Below are 16827 nucleotides of genomic sequence, written 5' to 3'. Positions count from 1 at the left end.
GCGCTGACCTAAGAAAGATTGGTGAGTTTGTCGACTGCTTGAGACGTCTTGCTGACCACCTTGGCAGCCAGGATTGAATCAAGGCCGTGCTTGGACAGCGCACGGGTTGAATTGAGCATGTCGATGGGGTCAGTGCTGGTGCTGACTTTCAGCAGGGCCTGTGCCGCCTGATTCGAGAGCCCTTGCAGATGAGCCGATTGCCGGTTCAGCGGTCGGGCGAAATAGGGGGCGGACGGGGTGTTATGGGTTGATGGAATTACAGGCGTGTTTAATGACGCATTGAACCAATTGATATCCGACGGCGCGGGGGCATAAGAGGGCTTGTCAGAGAAGGAGGGCAACGTCAGGGAGGGCATTGGCGCAGTTTCGATTTTCATGTAAAGCCTCAGGCGTGCCGGGTTTGATCTTCGATCTGCAATATTTGCATGGACTGTTTTGGAAATGCCCCATTTTTGGGATGGGGCACTGGTAATACATCAGAATTGCAGAGCTTTGCCCGCCGTTGTCATGGCGTTGATCTGTTTGTTGGCTGAGTCCATGATGCCGGCTGCTTTTGCAGCCTCGGAGTCACTCCTGAGCTTATTTATATTTGTAATTGCATTGTCCATGGCTAATTTTTTCTGGAACTCTTCTTGCATTTTAATCGGGTCGGCGCCTTGGCCTCCACTATTGCGACCACCAATTATTGCGCCCAGAAGTGGGCCGATCAAACCAAGCATGGTGTTTCTCCTGTTTTTTATGGGTGGGGCGATTAAAAAAAGATTTGGTTGTTTTTGGTGGTGGTGGTGTTCTGGACTGGCGGTGCAGTATTAAGAAGCGTGTTCACCGTGTTTTTTGCCAGGCCGCCAAGGGTATCAATAACCTTGTTTGTAATCGGTAACAAGAGGGGGGCTATTATTGACGCTATAGGTAACATATCAATGCCTCTATGGATGGTGCTCGATGTTGAACCAAGGAGTTGGTTCAGTCTTTGAGTGTCGGTATCAAGGTCGTGAGTTCCAATGAATAATAGTCAGGCAATTTCCAATTGTTTCATTCGATGGTAAAGCGTGCGTTTTGCGATACCTAACTCAAGTACAACAGCATCCAGGCAATATAAATGGCGCCGTAAAGAATCTTGAATAAGCAGTTTTTCAATTTGCTGCAAGCGCCCCTTCAAGTTCTTGTCGCCATCTTTATGTGTGCCCGCATGCGTCGAAAGCGCGGGTAAACCGAGCACAAATCGCTTGGCGACAGATCGCAGTTCCCTGACATTACCTGGCCAGTCATGACAAATGATGTGCTGCAACAGCGAGGTATTGGGCTCCGGTATGGGAGATTTGAAGCAGTCTGCTTCACGTTGAATCAGATGCATGAACAATGGAATGATGTGTTCGCGCCGTTCGCGCAACGGTGGTAGATGCAGGCTGACGACACTGAGACGAAAATACAGGTCGCGTCGAAACTGTCCTTGTTCAACTTTTTCCAAAAGGCAAGATTGAGCGGAAGCAATAACGCGCATGTCCACGGGAATAAATCTGGTCGAGCCCAGTCGCTCTACACCCCTGGTTTCCAGAACGCGTAATAACTTGGCCTGCAAGGTCAGCGGCATACTGTCTATTTCGTCGAGATATAACGTACCCATGTTAGAGGCTTCAACGAACCCCTCCCGAGATTGGACGGCTCCGGTAAACGCCCCATGAGTAACACCAAACAGTTGGCTTTCAGCCAGCCCTTCTGGAATGGCAGCGCAATTCAACGCAATGAATTTTCCCCTGCGGCCGGACAGGGAATGGATACTTTCAGCGAGTGTGTCTTTGCCAGTGCCCGTTTCGCCATGTAACAAAATATCTATATCAAGCCTGGCAGTACTGTTGATTGTGGTGTCGAACTCTGGCGGGTTGAGTTGATATATCTTATGCGTTATATCTTTGTTGTTAGAGGGCACCATGTATTTTGCTCCGGCAAGCTGCTTGCTAGAAAGGTTGCAGGCACCGCTCCATCGGAAAGCCACTTTGGGAAGTTATACTTTTAATGTGTGTTCAGTGAAATTTTCAGAGAGTTGAAAGTTAGAGTCTTCGTTGTTTTACGTGCCGAGAATGAATGCTTAGGCTAAGTTTTTAATAGGTTGGATGTCTTGCGATAAGGGGAGTAAATGTTGTGAGAATTGGTGTCCGTAACAGTAGGGTAATTACCTTGCGCTATGAGAACGGGTCTCGTAGCGGCAAGGAGGATACTTCAAATCTGTGTCTTGGCTTTCTCGGCCATGCTTTTAGCATCGCTTTGGGTGGTAAAGCCAAACGTCAGAAGAGCGCTTTCAACGGTACTCAAATGCTGCAAGCACAGTTGCCAGGGGCCAGACACCGCGTCGGCCCGTTCACTGGCTGATACCGGGATCAAGATCGGGCGATCACTGTCGTTGGCGATAGCAGCACAGCCTGACGCAACGTTTGCGAGGCGTTCGTGCAGCGAGGCTGGCGCCGGGCCCTCTTCCTTGCGCAAGGCATCGGCAAAGGCTTCTGCGAACAGCAGGGCACTGGCGTACAAACGAACGGCATGACGTTCGTAACGACTGGCGATGTCCTTGACTTCACGTGACACAAAACGCCCGCGTAACGTCCAGCGTGCGGTGTTGCGGGCCATGCTGATGCCGTTCTCCAGGGCAATCAGGCTGTCGTGGGCCCGAGAAAAAATCTGCACGGCATTCTGTGCTTTTCCCGCGTCTTTATCTTCGAGTGCCTGCAGGCTTTTTCCAAATCCAGCGGCGAGCTTTTCCAGCAAGTCCTTCGCCGAGCTATCAATGATGCCGATAGGGTTAGGCGTGAGCAGTACCTGGCTGAAAACCAGCCCTACACCAGCCCCTACCAGCACATCAAGCATGCGCACTACCCCGGCACTCTCGGGGCCTACAGCGAGCATCAGCACGGCCGAAACCCCGGCCTGAATCGGCACAACGGGGCCCAGGCCATACAAGGCCGCGATGGCGATGGCCGAGAATGTGGCAAAGCCAATACGCAGCAAGGGGTAGGAGTCCGGGAGCCACAAGGCCGCTTCTCCCACCAGGATCCCGGTGGCCACACCCACCATCAGGCCCACCGCCTGTTTGCCATGGCTGGGCAGACCGGGGGCCAGGCATACCACGGCACTGATGGCCGCAAATACCGGGTGTACGTGCCCCAGCAGATGGGTGGCGAGGATCCAGGCCAATGCCGCGGCGATGGCTGAAGCCAGGGCATCTCGCCAGGCTGAAGACCAGCGAAAGGCAAGCCGCTCGATCAGAGGGGCCGTAAAGCGATTGATAAATACCTTGGCGAGCATTGAAACTCCCGATCAGTCTTATGGCATAGAGACTAACCATAGACCGTTTGTCCGGGAGATGGTTTGACCTGCAAAAACGCCAGGCAAAAAAAACCGCGCCTGAGCGCGGTTTTTTATACGTGTGGTGTTTTACACGTTGAAGCGGAAGTGCAGGACGTCGCCGTCTTTAACAATGTATTCCTTGCCTTCCAGACGCCATTTACCGGCTTCTTTCGCGCCAGCTTCACCGTTGAACTTGATGAAATCGTCGTAGGCGATTACTTCAGCGCGGATAAAGCCTTTTTCGAAGTCGGTGTGGATCACGCCGGCTGCTTGTGGAGCGGTAGCGCCCACTTTAACGGTCCAGGCGCGTACTTCTTGAACGCCGGCGGTGAAGTAGGTCTGCAGGTTGAGCATTTCGTAACCGGCACGGATTACGCGGTTCAGACCCGGCTCTTCCAGGCCCAGGGCCTCAAGGAACATGTCCTTTTCTTCGCCGTCGTCGAGTTCGGCAATTTCAGCTTCGATCTTGTTGCAGACCGGAACCACGATTGCGCCTTCTTCTTCGGCAATCGCCATGACTACATCGAGCAACGGGTTGTTTTCGAAACCGTCTTCAGCCACGTTGGCGATGTACATCACAGGCTTGGTGGTCAGGAGGTGGAAGCCTTTGATGATTTGTTTCTCATCGGCATCCATGTTCTTGATCAGGCTGCGAGCTGGCTTGCCCAAGGTGAAGTGCGCGATCAGTTGTTCCAGCAGGGCTTTTTGAGCCACAGCTTCTTTGTCGCCGCCTTTGGCGTTACGCGCGACTTTCTGCAGTTGCTTTTCGCAGCTGTCGAGGTCGGCGAAGATCAGCTCAAGGTCGATGATCTCGATGTCACGCTTCGGGTCAACGCTGTTGGAAACGTGAATCACGTTCTCATCTTCAAAGCAGCGGACCACGTGAGCGATAGCATCGGTCTCACGGATGTTGGCCAAAAACTTGTTGCCCAGGCCTTCACCTTTCGACGCGCCAGCCACAAGACCCGCGATATCGACGAATTCCATGGTGGTTGGCAGGATGCGCTGAGGTTTAACGATGGCAGCCAGCGCGTCCAGACGTGGGTCGGGCATCGGCACGATGCCGGTGTTCGGCTCGATCGTGCAGAAGGGGAAGTTCTCGGCCGCAATACCGGATTTGGTCAGGGCGTTGAACAGGGTGGATTTGCCGACGTTAGGCAGGCCGACGATGCCGCAGTTAAATCCCATGGTGTTTTCCCCGAGGAGTAGAGTCAGGCCTTCTGGCTGTGCAGGTTTTTCATCGCACGGTTCCATTCCCCGGCGAGGATATCCGGCAGCACGCCGAGGGCAAAATCGATGCTGGCGTCCAGTTTTTCCTGTTCGGCGCGAGGCGCGCGACCCAGAACAAAGTTGGACACCATGCTGGCGACGCCTGGGTGGCCAATGCCGAGCCGCAGACGATAAAAATTATTGTTGTTCCCCAGTTGCGCGATGATGTCGCGCAACCCGTTGTGACCTCCATGGCCGCCGCCCAGCTTGAGCTTGGCAACACCGGGAAGGAGGTCGAGTTCGTCGTGGGCCACCAATATGGATTCAGGCGCAATACGGTAGAAACCGGCAAGCGCCGCAACGGCCTGGCCGCTTCGGTTCATATAGGTGGTGGGAATCAACAGACGAACGTCCTGACCCTGGTGGCTAAAGCGCCCGGTCAGGCCAAAATATTTGCGGTCTGCAACCAGGTTTACCCCGTTTGCCGACGCGAGACGCTCAACAAAAAGGGCCCCTGCGTTATGCCGGGTCTGTTCGTATTCGGTGCCTGGATTTCCCAGGCCAACGATCAGTTTTATGGCGGTCACGACAAGGGCCCTTCTATGGAGTTGTGGATAACATCGCCGCTAACGGTTAGCGGCGAAAACGGACAAAAAAGCGGGTTTACATGAGTAAACTTCGCGATCTTGTCCGCTTTACTCGCTGCGTGTTAGCTCGCGATGTTTCTCAAAACTCCAACTACAGAGTAATGAATTACTCTGCTGCTTCTGGTGCAACACGTGGAGCGTGAACGTTGGCTACTGCCAGGTCGTTACCGTGTGCCAGAGCTACGAACTCAACGCCTTTAGGAGCGGTGATGTCCGACAGGTGAATGATCGAGCCGACTTCGGCGTTAGCCAGGTCAACTTCGATGAATTCAGGCAGGTCTTTTGGCAGGCAGGAAACTTCGATTTCAGCAACAACGTGCGAGATCTCGCCGCCTTTCTTGATCGGAGCAGCTTCACCAACGAAGTGAACTGGAACGATTGCAGTCAGCTTTTGACCAGCAACAACGCGTACGAAGTCAGCGTGCATCACGTGGCCTTTAGCCGGGTGACGCTGCAGAGCTTTGATGATCACGTTTTGCTTAACGCCGCCAACGGTCAGTTCGATAACGTGGCTGTAAGCAGCTTCGTTTTCGAGCAGTTTGGCAACTTCTTTAGCCAGCATGCTGATGGATTCAGGGGCTTTGTCGCCACCGTAAACTACAGCTGGAACCAGGCTTGCGAGACGACGCAGGCGGCGGCTCGCACCTTTCCCCAGGTCGGAACGCACTTCAGCATTCAGAGTAAAATCGTTCATGTTGTATCTCCAAAATAACCACATCCGGCCTAGCGTTTGCGACCAGCGCTATGGACGGTATGGGCAAAAAAGCCCCGCCCCAACAGGCTGCTGGGGCGGGGCGCTTTTCGTCAGCTGATGTCTGAAAAGGGCAGGGCCCTTAGCGGAACATCGCGCTGATCGATTCTTCGTTGCTGATGCGGCGAACCGCTTCAGCCACAACCGGTGCGATATCCAGTTGACGGATACGCGTACAGGCTTGTGCGGCAGCGGACAGCGGAATGGTGTTAGTCACCACCAGCTCATCCAGCATGGAATTTTCGATATTCTCGATTGCCCGACCCGACAGCACAGGGTGTGTGCAGTAGGCGAACACTTTGGAAGCACCATGCTCTTTCAAGGCTTTAGCCGCGTGGCACAGAGTGCCGGCGGTATCGACCATGTCATCAACCAGAATACAGGTACGCCCTTCGACATCACCGATGATATGCATCACTTCCGAGTGATTGGCTTTCTCACGGCGTTTGTCGATGATACCCAGATCGACGCCCAAGGATTTGGCAACAGCACGTGCACGCACGACGCCGCCGATATCCGGGGACACAATCATAAGGTTCTCAAAGCGCTGATCTTCGATGTCATCCACCAAAACTGGGGAGCCATAGATGTTATCTACAGGAATATCGAAGAAACCCTGGATTTGGTCAGCATGCAAATCAACCGTGAGAACACGATCGATGCCGACTACGGTAAGCATGTCAGCAACAACTTTCGCGCTGATAGCTACACGTGCGGAACGCGGACGGCGATCCTGACGGGCATAACCAAAGTAAGGAATAACAGCAGTAATACGAGTAGCTGAGGAGCGGCGGAAGGCATCAGCCATCACGACGAGTTCCATCAGGTTATCGTTGGTCGGAGCACAAGTCGGCTGAATGATGAAAACGTCTTTACCGCGGACATTTTCATTAATCTCAGCGGTAATTTCGCCGTCGGAAAATTTGCCGACAGAGATGTCACCGAGTGGGATATGCAGCTGACGTACGACACGCCGAGCCAGATCGGGGTTAGCGTTCCCCGTAAAGACCATCATCTTGGACACGCGCAGTACCTGAAGGCTGAGGGTAACCTGGATGAGTATAAGAAATGGCAGGGGCGGCTGGATTCGAACCAACGCATGGCAGGATCAAAACCTGCTGCCTTACCGCTTGGCGACGCCCCTGTATCTGTTGCTACGAGTACCGTGTACCCGTTTCCTTTGCCAGATCTTGTAGCTTGCGATGCAACATCGAAACGTTGCTTCCTTTTGCTACAAACCCTGTAAGGGTGTCTGTCAGAAGGTGCAGCACTTTATCAGCATCTGCTTCGTTTGGGAAGGCCCCAAATATACAACTTCCAGTTCCAGTTAATTTTGCTTCGGTATATTTACCTAACAAATTCAAAGCGTTACGTACTTCTGGATAACGCTCCTTCACTACTGCTTCGCAGTCGTTTCGGCTGTTTCCCTTGGGAACGGGGCGCACTTTAATGGGCAAAGAGTCACGTGTCAACAAAGGATCTGAAAATATTTCTGCAGTACTTACAGATACTTGCGGAACAAGTACCAAATACCAGGGTTCTTCCGGTTCTGCAGGCGTAAGAATTTCACCGATACCCTCAGCAAATGCGGCGTGTCCACGCACGAAAACCGGAACGTCTGCCCCTAAACTCAAGCCCAGCGCTGCCAGTTGCTCTTCATCCCAGGCCAGTTGCCAAAGATGATTGAGCCCCAGCAGGGTGGTTGCAGCATTTGAGCTGCCGCCGCCGATACCGCCACCCATGGGCAGCACTTTTTTGATCCGGATATCGATCCCCAGGGTACAACCGGATTGTTCCTGAAGTTTTTTTGCCGCCTTCACGATCAGATTTTGGTCGTGAGGGACGCCGGGGAATTCGGTGTGCAGGCAAATAACGCCATCGTCCCGCACGGCAAAGCTCATTTCATCGCCGTAATCGAGGAACTGAAACAGTGTTTGCAGCTCGTGATAGCCATCTTCTCGACGACCCAGGATGTGCAGCATCAAATTCAATTTCGCCGGGGAGGGCAAAATGAGATTTTTTTTATCTAAATGGCCTTGCATCTCATTGACCCAACAGGCGAGGTTGCCAATCTTTAACCACTAACGTGACGTCCAAATCCGGGCCGTGCAGCTTTACCCGCTCAGGCAGCCAGAAGCCGTTTTGCTCTACATAGCTCAGATATTCGATTTTCCAGCCATCCTGCTCCAGGTTGGCCAGGCGGCTATCGGCATTCAGTGTCACGCGGCTTTTGCTGCCGGGCGCAGGCAAGCCGCGTACCCACCAGACCAGATGTGACACCGGCAGGCTCCAGCCCAGTTGTTCGCCCAGCAAGGCTTCCGGGGTTGGCGCTCCATAGCGGCCCTGATTGGCAACTTCCAGAGTTACATTTCCCGGGCGTCCGGTCAGGCGTGCAGCCCCCCGGCCCAGCGGCCCGGAAAGGCGAATATCGTAATAGTCCTGACGTTGCAGCCAGAACAGCGTGGCGCTGCCTGAGTCTTTAGGGGCGCGAATGCCGACTTTGCCGTTGATTTGCCAGCCGTCGAGTTGGGTCAGTTGCTGTTTATGTGCAGACCACAGGGCAGGGCTGCCATGGCCCTCCACCGATTCGCGGGCGCCGAAGCCCGCGCAACCGGCGAGCAGGGCGATCAGGCTAAAAGCGATCAGGTGTCGCAAATGACGATAAAACATGATTAAAGATTCTCGGATCCGGTCAGGCGCAAGATGGTTTTGCGCAGGAGAGGGCTGTCAGGATTCTCTTTAAGGAACTTGGCCCAGATTTGCTTGGCTTCACGCTGTTTGCCATTGGCCCACAGCGCCTCACCGAGGTGAGAGGCGACTTCCTGATCCTGGAAGCGCTCCAGGGCCTGGCGCAGCAAGCGTTCGGCCTCATCCAGGTTGCCAAGGCGGAAATTTACCCAGCCCAGGCTGTCGAGCACTGCCGGGTCATCCGGGGTCAGGTCGTAGGCCTGCTGGATCAGCGCCTTGGCTTCGGCGTAGCGGGTGGTCCGGTCCGACAGCGTATAGCCCAGCGCGTTCAGGGCCATGGCGTTGTCGGGTTCGCGCTGGATGATGGTGCGCAGGTCTCGCTCCATTTGACCAAGATCGTTGCGCTTCTCGGCCAGCATGGCGCGTGAATACAGCAGGTTCAAATCGTCCGGGTATTGCTTGAGTGCCTGTTGCAGCACATTCCAGGCGCGATCGGTCTGGTTGTTCGCTGCCAGGGTTTCGGCCTCGATCAGGTAAAGCTGAATGGCGTAGTCGGGCTGCGTATCGCGGGCTGCTGCCAGCTTGCGGGCCGCTTCGGCGCCACGACCGTGACTGACCAGAATATCTGCTTGGCGCAGTTGTGCCGGCAGGTAGTCATTGCCGGGGCCTACCAGTGCGTACTCGGTGAGCGCGCCCTGGGGGTCATTGCGCTCTTCGGCAATACGGCCCAGATTCAAATGCGCCGAATCAACATGGCTGTCGCGCTCGATCAGTTCTTGCAGATAACCCTCAGCCTCGTCCCAGGCCTTGCCTTCCAGGCAGACCAGCGCCAGGGAGAAGCGCAGTTCGTCGTCTTCGGGGTATTGCTGGACCAGGCTGGCAAATTGCACCTTGGCCTCGCCCATTCGGTTCTGTTCGACCAGGGTTCGGGCGTAGGTGAGCCCCAGACGCTTGTCGTCGGGGTATTGGCGAATGCTCTTTTTCAGCAGTGGCAGTGCTTCATCGCCGCGATTGAGGCTTTGCAGCAAGCGGGCCCGCAGCAGAAGCGGGGCAACCTCACCGTCTTGTGGCGGGTTTTTTTCCAGCAGCTTCAGCGCGCCTTCTGCATCGCCGTCCTGCTGCATCAACAAGGCTTTGCCGAAAATCAGCTGGCCGTTGTCCGGATGCTTGATCAGAAGGCGATCAAAACTTTTTTGCAGGCCCGCACGGGTATCGGCATCTGTTTCTATCGCTGACAGGGCCAGGAAGTCGAAGTGAGTGTCGCCTTTGGCTTGCAGGACTTTTTCCATGTAGGCCATGGAGTCGTCATAGCGACCATTGCGCGCCAACTGAATGGCGGCAGCGCGTTGCGCCTCAAGGTCGTCCGGGGCGTTTCTGGCCCAGATCAGCGATGTATCGAGTGCGGCCTGATCGGCGCCCAGATACTCGGCAATACGGAAAGCACGCTCGGAGATGCCGGGGTCCTGTGTATTGATTGCCTGGGTCACGTAGTTATCGAGTGCGATATCCAGACGATTACGTTGACCGGCCAGCTCGGCGCTCAACAGGCTGTACAGCGTTTCTTCGCTGAACGAGCTGTAGACGGTGGGCTTTGCCGGGGCGGCGGTGACGTCTTCGGCCGCGGATGAATCTTCCGGGGACGTGGGAGCCAGGACCTGACAGCCACCAAGGAGGACGAGAGCAAGGAGCAACGCGGAGGATCTATTCATATAGGAGAAGGGCGACTTACCTGCGGTTTGGGCATCATGACACATGCGATGACGCAAACCCTAGCAGGTGCGACTATCGATATCCGGGGGCTGATGATGTGTTCAACAGACGTTAACTATAGAGACAATAGTCAGCAATGGTTGTTCTCAATCTGGCGAAGTAGGACAATTGTCGGCTTCTCGTCATCATCAGCGATCTTGAATGGCCTTCCTCGCACTCGGTATTAACCACAAGACTGCTTCAGTAGACGTCCGCGAGCGCGTGGCTTTTACTCCAGAGCAGTTGGTTGAGGCCTTGCAGCAGCTCTGCCGCCTAACCGACAGTCGCGAAGCTGCGATCCTCTCCACCTGCAATCGCAGTGAGCTCTATATAGAGCAGGACCACCTTTCGCCTGACAGTGTGCTCAAGTGGCTGGCGGATTATCACAACCTCAGCCTCGAAGAATTGCGGGCTTGTGCCTATGTCCATGAGGACGATGCTGCCGTTCGTCACATGATGCGTGTGGCTTCAGGCCTGGATTCGCTGGTGTTGGGCGAGCCGCAAATCCTCGGTCAGATGAAATCGGCCTACGCCGTGGCACGTGAGGCGGGCACCGTAGGGCCTTTGTTGGGGCGTTTGTTCCAGGCAACCTTCAACTCGGCCAAACAGGTGCGCACCGACACCGCCATCGGTGAAAACCCGGTGTCTGTGGCCTTTGCCGCCGTCAGTCTGGCCAAGCAGATCTTCAGCGACTTGCAGCGCAGCCAGGCCTTGCTGATCGGTGCGGGCGAGACCATTACCCTGGTCGCCCGTCACCTGCACGACCTGGGGGTCAAGCGTATCGTGGTGGCCAACCGTACCCTGGAGCGCGCCAGCACGTTGGCTGCACAGTTCGGAGCCCACGCGGTGCTGCTGTCGGACATCCCTCAAGAGCTGGTGCATAGCGATATCGTTATCAGTTCCACCGCCAGCCAGTTGCCGATCTTGGGCAAGGGCGCGGTCGAAAGCGCCTTGAAGCTGCGCAAGCACAAGCCTATTTTTATGGTCGATATTGCTGTTCCCCGCGATATCGAGCCGGAAGTCGGCGAGCTGGACGACGTTTACCTCTATACCGTCGATGATCTTCACGAGGTGGTTGCCGAAAACCTCAAGAGTCGTCAGGGCGCAGCTCAGGCGGCAGAAGAGATGGTCAGCATTGGCGCTGACGACTTTATGGTGCGTTTGCGTGAGCTGGCTGCGGTCGATGTGCTTAAGGCCTACCGCCAGCAAAGCGAGCGCTTGCGCGACGAAGAACTGCAAAAAGCCCAGCGTATGCTCGCCAACGGCAGCAACCCTGAAGACGTACTGGTACAGCTGGCGCGCGGTCTGACCAATAAGTTGCTGCACGCACCCAGCGTCCAGCTGAAGAAGCTTTCTGCCGAAGGCCGCCTCGATGCGCTGGCCATGGCCCAAGAACTTTTTGCCCTCGGTGAGGGCTCCTCGCATAGCTCTGCGGATAAAAAATAGTAATGAAAGCGTCACTGCTTAATAAGCTGGACATCCTCCAGGACCGTTTTGAAGAACTGACCGCATTGCTTGGCGATGGCGAAGTCATTTCTGATCAAACCAAATTCCGCGCCTATTCCAAGGAATACGCCGAAGTTGAACCCATTGTTACGGCTTACGGGCTGTGGCTGAAAGTACAGGCAGACCTTGAAGGCGCACAGGCGTTGCTCAAGGATAGCGACCCGGACATGCGTGAAATGGCGGTCGAAGAAGTTCGCGAAGCCAAAGAGCGCCTGGTCGAGCTTGAAGGTGACTTGCAGCGCATGCTGTTGCCTAAAGACCCTAATGACGGGCGCAACGTATTCCTCGAAATTCGCGCCGGGACCGGTGGCGATGAAGCGGCCATTTTTGCCGGCGACCTGTTTCGCATGTATTCCCGTTACGCCGAGCGTCGTGGCTGGAAGCTGGAAATCCTGTCAGAAAACAGCGGCGAACATGGCGGCTATAAAGAAGTCATTGCTCGCGTCGAAGGCGAGAATGTTTACGGCAAGCTGAAGTTCGAGTCGGGTGTACATCGCGTGCAGCGCGTCCCCGCCACCGAATCCCAGGGTCGTATCCACACCTCTGCCTGCACCGTGGCCGTATTGCCTGAGCCGGATGAGCAAGAAGCCATTGAGATCAATCCGTCGGATTTGCGGGTCGATACCTACCGCTCCTCGGGGCGGGTGGTCAGCACGTCAACAAGACTGACTCGGCGATCCGTATCACGCACTTGCCCTCGGGCATAGTGGTGGAGTGCCAGGAAGAGCGTTCCCAGCATAAAAACCGGGCGCGGGCGATGTCCTGGCTTTCCGCCAAGTTGAATGACCAGCAAACCAGTGCTGCGGCCAATGCGATTGCCAGCGAGCGCAAATCGCTGGTGGGCTCGGGGGATCGCTCCGAGCGGATCCGCACTTACAATTTCGCGCAGGGGCGAGTGACCGACCATCGCGTCAACCTGACCCTGTATTCCTTGGATGACGTACTGGCTGGCGGCGTTGATGCCGTTATCGAGCCATTATTGGCGGAGTTTCAGGCTGATCAACTGACCGCCCTGGGTGAATAAATGACTATTATTGCCAGCTTGTTACGGGCTGCTGAACTGCCTGACTCGCCAACTGCCCGTCTTGATGCGGAGCTGCTATTGGCTGCCGCCCTGGGCAAGTCGCGCAGTTACTTGCACACATGGCCAGAGAAAATTGTCAGCAGCGAAGCGGCATTGGCCTTCTCGCAGTTTCTGTTGCGTCGTCGGGCCGGTGAGCCGGTGGCCTACATTCTGGGGCAGCAGGGTTTCTGGAACCTTGATCTGGAAGTGGCGCCGCACACGTTGATCCCGCGTCCCGACACCGAACTGCTGGTCGAAACGGCGCTGGAACTGCTGCCTGCCAGCCCGGCCAGGGTTCTTGACCTGGGCACGGGCAGCGGGGCCATTGCCCTGGCGCTGGCCAGCGAGCGCGCCGCCTGGCAAGTCACCGCGGTTGACCGCGTACTTGAAGCCGTGGCGCTGGCCGAGCGTAACCGTCAGCGTTTGCAGCTTGAAAACGTCAAGGTGTTTACCAGCCACTGGTTTAGCGCCTTGGCCGACCAGCGTTTTGATCTGATCATCAGCAACCCGCCCTATATTGCCGCCGGTGACGTGCACCTGGCTGAAGGCGATGTGCGTTTTGAGCCCGAAAGCGCTCTGGTCGCCGGTGTTGATGGCCTGGACGATATACGCGAGATCATCTGCGCTTCGGCGCAGCACTTGAATGCAGGCGGGTGGCTGATGCTGGAGCACGGTTACGATCAGGCCCAGGCCGTTCGCGAACTGTTGCTGGCAGCAGGTTATGCACAGGTTGAAAGCCGCAAGGACCTGGGCGGGCACGAACGCATTACGTTGGGTCGCCTGCCGTGCTGACCGATGAGGAGCTGTTGCGCTATAGCCGGCAGATCCTGTTGCAACAGGTCGATATCGATGGCCAGTTGAAACTCAAAAACAGCCGTGTGCTGATTATCGGCCTTGGCGGGCTTGGTTCGCCCGTCGCGCTCTACCTTGCCGCGGCCGGTGTCGGTGAGCTGCATCTGGCCGACTTCGACAGCGTCGACCTGACCAACCTGCAGCGCCAGATTATTCACGACACCGCCAATGTTGGTGAGAGCAAGGTCGACTCGGCGTTGCGCCGGCTGCGCCTGATAAATCCGCACATCAAGCTGGTCGGCCACCGTTCGGCGCTGGATGCCGACTCGTTGAACGAGGCGGTGTCCCACGTGGATCTGGTGCTCGATTGCTGCGACAACTTTGCCACCCGCGAAGCGGTGAACCGGGCCTGTGTCGCGGCGCGCAAGCCATTGGTCAGTGGTGCGGCGATTCGCCTTGAGGGGCAATTGTCGGTGTTTGATTCGCGTCAGCCCGCAAGCCCTTGCTATCACTGCCTGTACGGGCACGGGAGCGAAGAGGAACTGACCTGCAGCGAAGCCGGCGTGCTTGGCCCGCTGGTAGGGCTGGTCGGCAGCTTGCAAGCCCTTGAAGCGCTCAAGGTACTGGCCGGTTTTGGTGAACCGCTGGTAGGTCGACTGTTATTGATCGATGCCTTGGGCACACGTTTTCGCGAATTGCGGGTCAAGCGTGACCCGGCGTGCAGCGTGTGCGGAGCTGGCCATGAGTGAGGCGCCGGTTGGGGTTTTCGACTCTGGCGTCGGTGGCCTGTCGGTCCTCAAGGAAATACACACCCTGTTGCCCAACGAGTCGCTGCTCTACGTGGCGGACTGTGGGCATATCCCGTATGGCGAAAAAAGCCCCGGGTTTATTCGCCAGCGCTGCGCAGTAGTGGCTGATTTCTTCCAGCGCCAGGGCGCCAAAGCCCTGGTGCTGGCCTGCAATACCGCGACAGTGGCCGGGGTTGCAGACTTGCGTCAGCTGTACCCCGAGTGGCCCATCGTCGGTATGGAACCCGCCGTCAAACCGGCCGCGGCAGCCACGCGCAGCGGTGTGGTGGGCGTGCTCGCAACCACCGGCACGTTGCAAAGCGCCAAGTTTGCCGCCTTGCTCGACCGCTTTGCCAACGATGTCCGGGTCATTACCCAGCCATGTCCCGGCCTGGTGGAACTGATCGAAACCGGCGACCTGCACAGCGATGCCTTGTTCACCTTGTTAAAAGGCTACATAGAGCCTTTGCTGGCGGCGGGGTGCGACACCATCATTCTGGGCTGCACCCATTACCCCTTCCTCAAGCCTCTGCTCAGCCAGATGCTCCCACCTTCGATCAGCCTGATTGATACCGGCGCCGCCGTGGCGCGTCAGCTTCAGCGTTTATTGACGGAACAAGACTTGCTGGCGGTGGGCCCATCCCGCGAACCACAGTTCTGGACCAGCGCTTCGCCTGAACACTTAGGAAAAATCCTGCCTGTGCTGTGGAATAAATCTGGCGTTGTGCGAAGCTTCGGACTGTAAAAAATCTGATATCAGCGCTATGACGTCTGCTTGCTGAAGCACACAACAACTGACAGATACCTATGAAAAAGGACTTTTCCTGTGAAGCGACTTTTTTGTTTGGCTGCGTTTGCCGCCGCTGCACTGGGCAGAGCTATACGGCGCAAGCCGCCGGGATTGAATTTGGGGTGGGGCATACCGCCGAATCGACCATGACTTATCGTCTGGGCTTGAAGTCCGATTGGGGCAAAAGCTGGATGCAAAGCGATACGGGGCGTCTGACCGGATACTGGGACGGGGCTTACACCTACTGGGAAGGTGACAAGTCATCCGCGAGCAACAGCCTGTCGTTCTCGCCCGTATTTGTGTACGAATTTGCCGGTGAAAAGATTAACCCCTATATAGAGGCCGGGATCGGGGTTGCGTTGTTCTCGCACACTGAAATCGAAGGCAACCGGCTGGGAACGGCTTTCCAGTTTGAGGACCGCCTGGGTTTCGGTTTGCGCTTTGCGGGTGGGCATGAGGTCGGGATTCGTGCGACTCACTACTCCAATGCGGGCATTTCCAGCACCAATGACGGCGTAGAAAGCTATGCGCTGCATTACACGATGCCGCTGTAGGACCGCGACAGGTCTGGCGAAGTCTTTGTGGGAGCTGGGTTGGGCGACACAGACGATACGGTTTGTGTGTTCAGCGATACGCCGTCTCAATGCCCTGGCGTTCGTTGAGGCATTCGACCTCGCCCATTTCGAATTCACGGCAAATCAGCGGGCGTTTCTCATAGATGGTGCACATCATGGTGTTGCGGTCCAACGCCGCACACCAGCCATCGTCCAGACGCAGCATGACCTCACCGCCCCAATCGTCGTTGTCGATAAAGCGCTCGGGCACGCCGGTGTCGGTGATGAGCATCACTTCCAGTTGGCAGCAGCACGCCGCACACGTCGAACAGGTGACGGCGGGTTCGTTGATTTCGGTCAGGGGGATGTTGGTCATAGGCGCGCAGTGTAAGGCAGAGCCGCCGTCAGGTGTGAATGTGCTGATGAACGCAGATTTTTTTATAGAAACCAGGTTGCCGTTCAAGGGCCTTTCTAGCAGCTGACCCCGTGGGAGCGAGCCTGCTCGCGAAGGTTGTTCGCGAGCAGGCTCGCTCCCACGGCTGAAATCATGCGGCCCTTATCGCAGCCTGCGGTAGCGGCTACAGGCGTTCAGCAATGGAAACAACCCCGCCCACAACAGGCTCAACCCGGCCAGTGTCGCACAGCCCAAAGGGAACTGCACCGCTCCCACCGCTGCCCGGCGTAATACGACAACGGCCCACTGATAGCCCCCAGCAAAATGGCGCGCCACAAAGGCTTGGCCGTCCAGGCCAGCAATGGTTCAAGGTGATGGCCAGTAATGCCCACAACACAACCAGCCAGAACGGAATCAAAAAGCCAGGTTGCTTGAAGACGAAAACCCCGGCATTGAGCAGCAGGCTGTCGACAGCAGTGCCGAGTAAACACACGACGAGCACTAAACGGACTTCTGCCATTGAGCGACTTATCCACAGCAGATGCGCCATCAAAGCG

16 protein-coding genes, 1 tRNA gene and 3 pseudogenes are annotated in these 16827 nt (G+C 56.2%); 6 read left to right on the top strand and 14 right to left on the bottom strand.

Features of this window, described 5'->3' with window-relative positions:
* Positions 1–8: 8 nt before the first annotated feature.
* The 12 genes from sctI to BLW11_RS00055 form a co-directional block, all read right to left on the bottom strand.
* Positions 9–377, bottom strand: a complete 369-nt coding sequence (gene sctI, locus BLW11_RS00110) for a type III secretion system inner rod subunit SctI (RefSeq protein ID WP_053069548.1) — start codon at positions 375–377, stop codon at positions 9–11.
* Between the two features lie 99 nt (positions 378–476).
* Positions 477–719, bottom strand: a complete 243-nt coding sequence (locus BLW11_RS00105) for a type III secretion system major pilin HrpA (RefSeq protein ID WP_048360133.1) — start codon at positions 717–719, stop codon at positions 477–479.
* Positions 720–1012: 293 nt separating this feature from the next.
* Positions 1013–1930 (bottom strand): sigma 54-interacting transcriptional regulator, encoded by a 918-nt coding sequence (locus BLW11_RS00100; protein WP_048360132.1) that lies wholly within the window; start codon positions 1928–1930, stop codon positions 1013–1015.
* Positions 1931–2217: 287 nt separating this feature from the next.
* Positions 2218–3297 carry an FUSC family protein gene (locus tag BLW11_RS00095; RefSeq protein WP_048360131.1) on the bottom strand — a complete coding sequence of 360 codons (1080 nt, stop codon included), beginning with the start codon at positions 3295–3297 and terminating at the stop codon, positions 2218–2220.
* Between the two features lie 129 nt (positions 3298–3426).
* Entirely contained in the window at positions 3427–4527 is a 1101-nt protein-coding gene (gene ychF, locus BLW11_RS00090) for a redox-regulated ATPase YchF (protein WP_048360130.1), read from the bottom strand.
* A 23-nt stretch (positions 4528–4550) separates the two neighbouring features.
* The gene (pth, locus tag BLW11_RS00085) at positions 4551–5135 is read right to left on the bottom strand and encodes an aminoacyl-tRNA hydrolase (RefSeq protein WP_048360129.1); all 585 of its coding nucleotides are present in this window, start codon (positions 5133–5135) and stop codon (positions 4551–4553) included.
* Between the two features lie 166 nt (positions 5136–5301).
* On the bottom strand, positions 5302–5889 hold the full coding sequence (locus BLW11_RS00080) for a 50S ribosomal protein L25/general stress protein Ctc (protein ID WP_016781750.1): 588 nt from the start codon (positions 5887–5889) through the stop codon (positions 5302–5304).
* Positions 5890–6028: 139 nt separating this feature from the next.
* The gene (locus BLW11_RS00075; RefSeq protein WP_003439794.1) at positions 6029–6970 is read right to left on the bottom strand and encodes a ribose-phosphate pyrophosphokinase; all 942 of its coding nucleotides are present in this window, start codon (positions 6968–6970) and stop codon (positions 6029–6031) included.
* Positions 6971–7015: 45 nt separating this feature from the next.
* Positions 7016–7090, bottom strand: a tRNA-Gln gene (locus BLW11_RS00070).
* Positions 7091–7100: 10 nt separating this feature from the next.
* Complete coding sequence (gene ispE / locus BLW11_RS00065) at positions 7101–7988, bottom strand: 4-(cytidine 5'-diphospho)-2-C-methyl-D-erythritol kinase (protein WP_048360128.1); 888 nt, start codon at positions 7986–7988, stop codon at positions 7101–7103.
* Between the two features lies 1 nt (position 7989).
* The gene (gene lolB, locus BLW11_RS00060) at positions 7990–8616 is read right to left on the bottom strand and encodes a lipoprotein insertase outer membrane protein LolB (RefSeq protein WP_048360127.1); all 627 of its coding nucleotides are present in this window, start codon (positions 8614–8616) and stop codon (positions 7990–7992) included.
* Positions 8617–8618: 2 nt separating this feature from the next.
* Positions 8619–10343: a tetratricopeptide repeat protein gene (locus tag BLW11_RS00055; RefSeq protein ID WP_048360126.1), complete on the bottom strand. Its 1725-nt coding sequence runs from the start codon at positions 10341–10343 to the stop codon at positions 8619–8621.
* Positions 10344–10545: 202 nt separating this feature from the next.
* Here BLW11_RS00055 and hemA point away from each other — a divergent pair, with 202 nt between their 5' ends.
* The 6 genes and pseudogenes from hemA to BLW11_RS00025 all read left to right on the top strand — a co-directional run bounded on the left by hemA (position 10546) and on the right by BLW11_RS00025 (position 15876).
* Entirely contained in the window at positions 10546–11829 is a 1284-nt protein-coding gene (gene hemA / locus BLW11_RS00050) for a glutamyl-tRNA reductase (RefSeq protein WP_048360125.1), read from the top strand.
* 2 nt (positions 11830–11831) lie between these two features.
* Positions 11832–12913 (top strand): annotated as a pseudogene (gene prfA, locus BLW11_RS00045) (peptide chain release factor 1).
* Positions 12914–13744, top strand: coding sequence for a peptide chain release factor N(5)-glutamine methyltransferase (gene prmC, locus BLW11_RS00040; RefSeq protein WP_048360123.1), 831 nt, complete (start codon positions 12914–12916; stop codon positions 13742–13744).
* Complete coding sequence (locus tag BLW11_RS00035; protein WP_048360122.1) at positions 13738–14493, top strand: molybdopterin-synthase adenylyltransferase MoeB; 756 nt, start codon at positions 13738–13740, stop codon at positions 14491–14493. The genes prmC and BLW11_RS00035 overlap by 7 nt, the downstream gene beginning before the upstream one ends.
* Positions 14486–15277, top strand: a complete 792-nt coding sequence (gene murI, locus BLW11_RS00030) for a glutamate racemase (RefSeq protein ID WP_048360121.1) — start codon at positions 14486–14488, stop codon at positions 15275–15277. Before BLW11_RS00035 ends, murI begins: the two co-directional genes overlap by 8 nt.
* Before the next feature lie 81 nt (positions 15278–15358).
* Positions 15359–15876 (top strand): annotated as a pseudogene (locus BLW11_RS00025) (acyloxyacyl hydrolase).
* A 70-nt stretch (positions 15877–15946) separates the two neighbouring features.
* On the opposite strand, the gene BLW11_RS00020 reads toward BLW11_RS00025, so the two are convergent.
* Both BLW11_RS00020 and BLW11_RS00015 read right to left on the bottom strand, forming a co-directional pair.
* Complete coding sequence (locus tag BLW11_RS00020; protein ID WP_048360119.1) at positions 15947–16252, bottom strand: YkgJ family cysteine cluster protein; 306 nt, start codon at positions 16250–16252, stop codon at positions 15947–15949.
* Positions 16253–16497: 245 nt separating this feature from the next.
* Positions 16498–16790: pseudogene (locus tag BLW11_RS00015) on the bottom strand (DUF2878 domain-containing protein).
* Between the last annotated feature and the right edge of the window lie 37 nt (positions 16791–16827).

Source organism: Pseudomonas deceptionensis, from assembly GCF_900106095.1.
In the GTDB taxonomy this organism is placed as follows: Bacteria; Pseudomonadota; Gammaproteobacteria; order Pseudomonadales; family Pseudomonadaceae; genus Aquipseudomonas; species Aquipseudomonas deceptionensis.
Note: the sequence above shows the minus strand (reverse complement) of the source record. Positions and strands in the feature narration are given on the sequence as shown.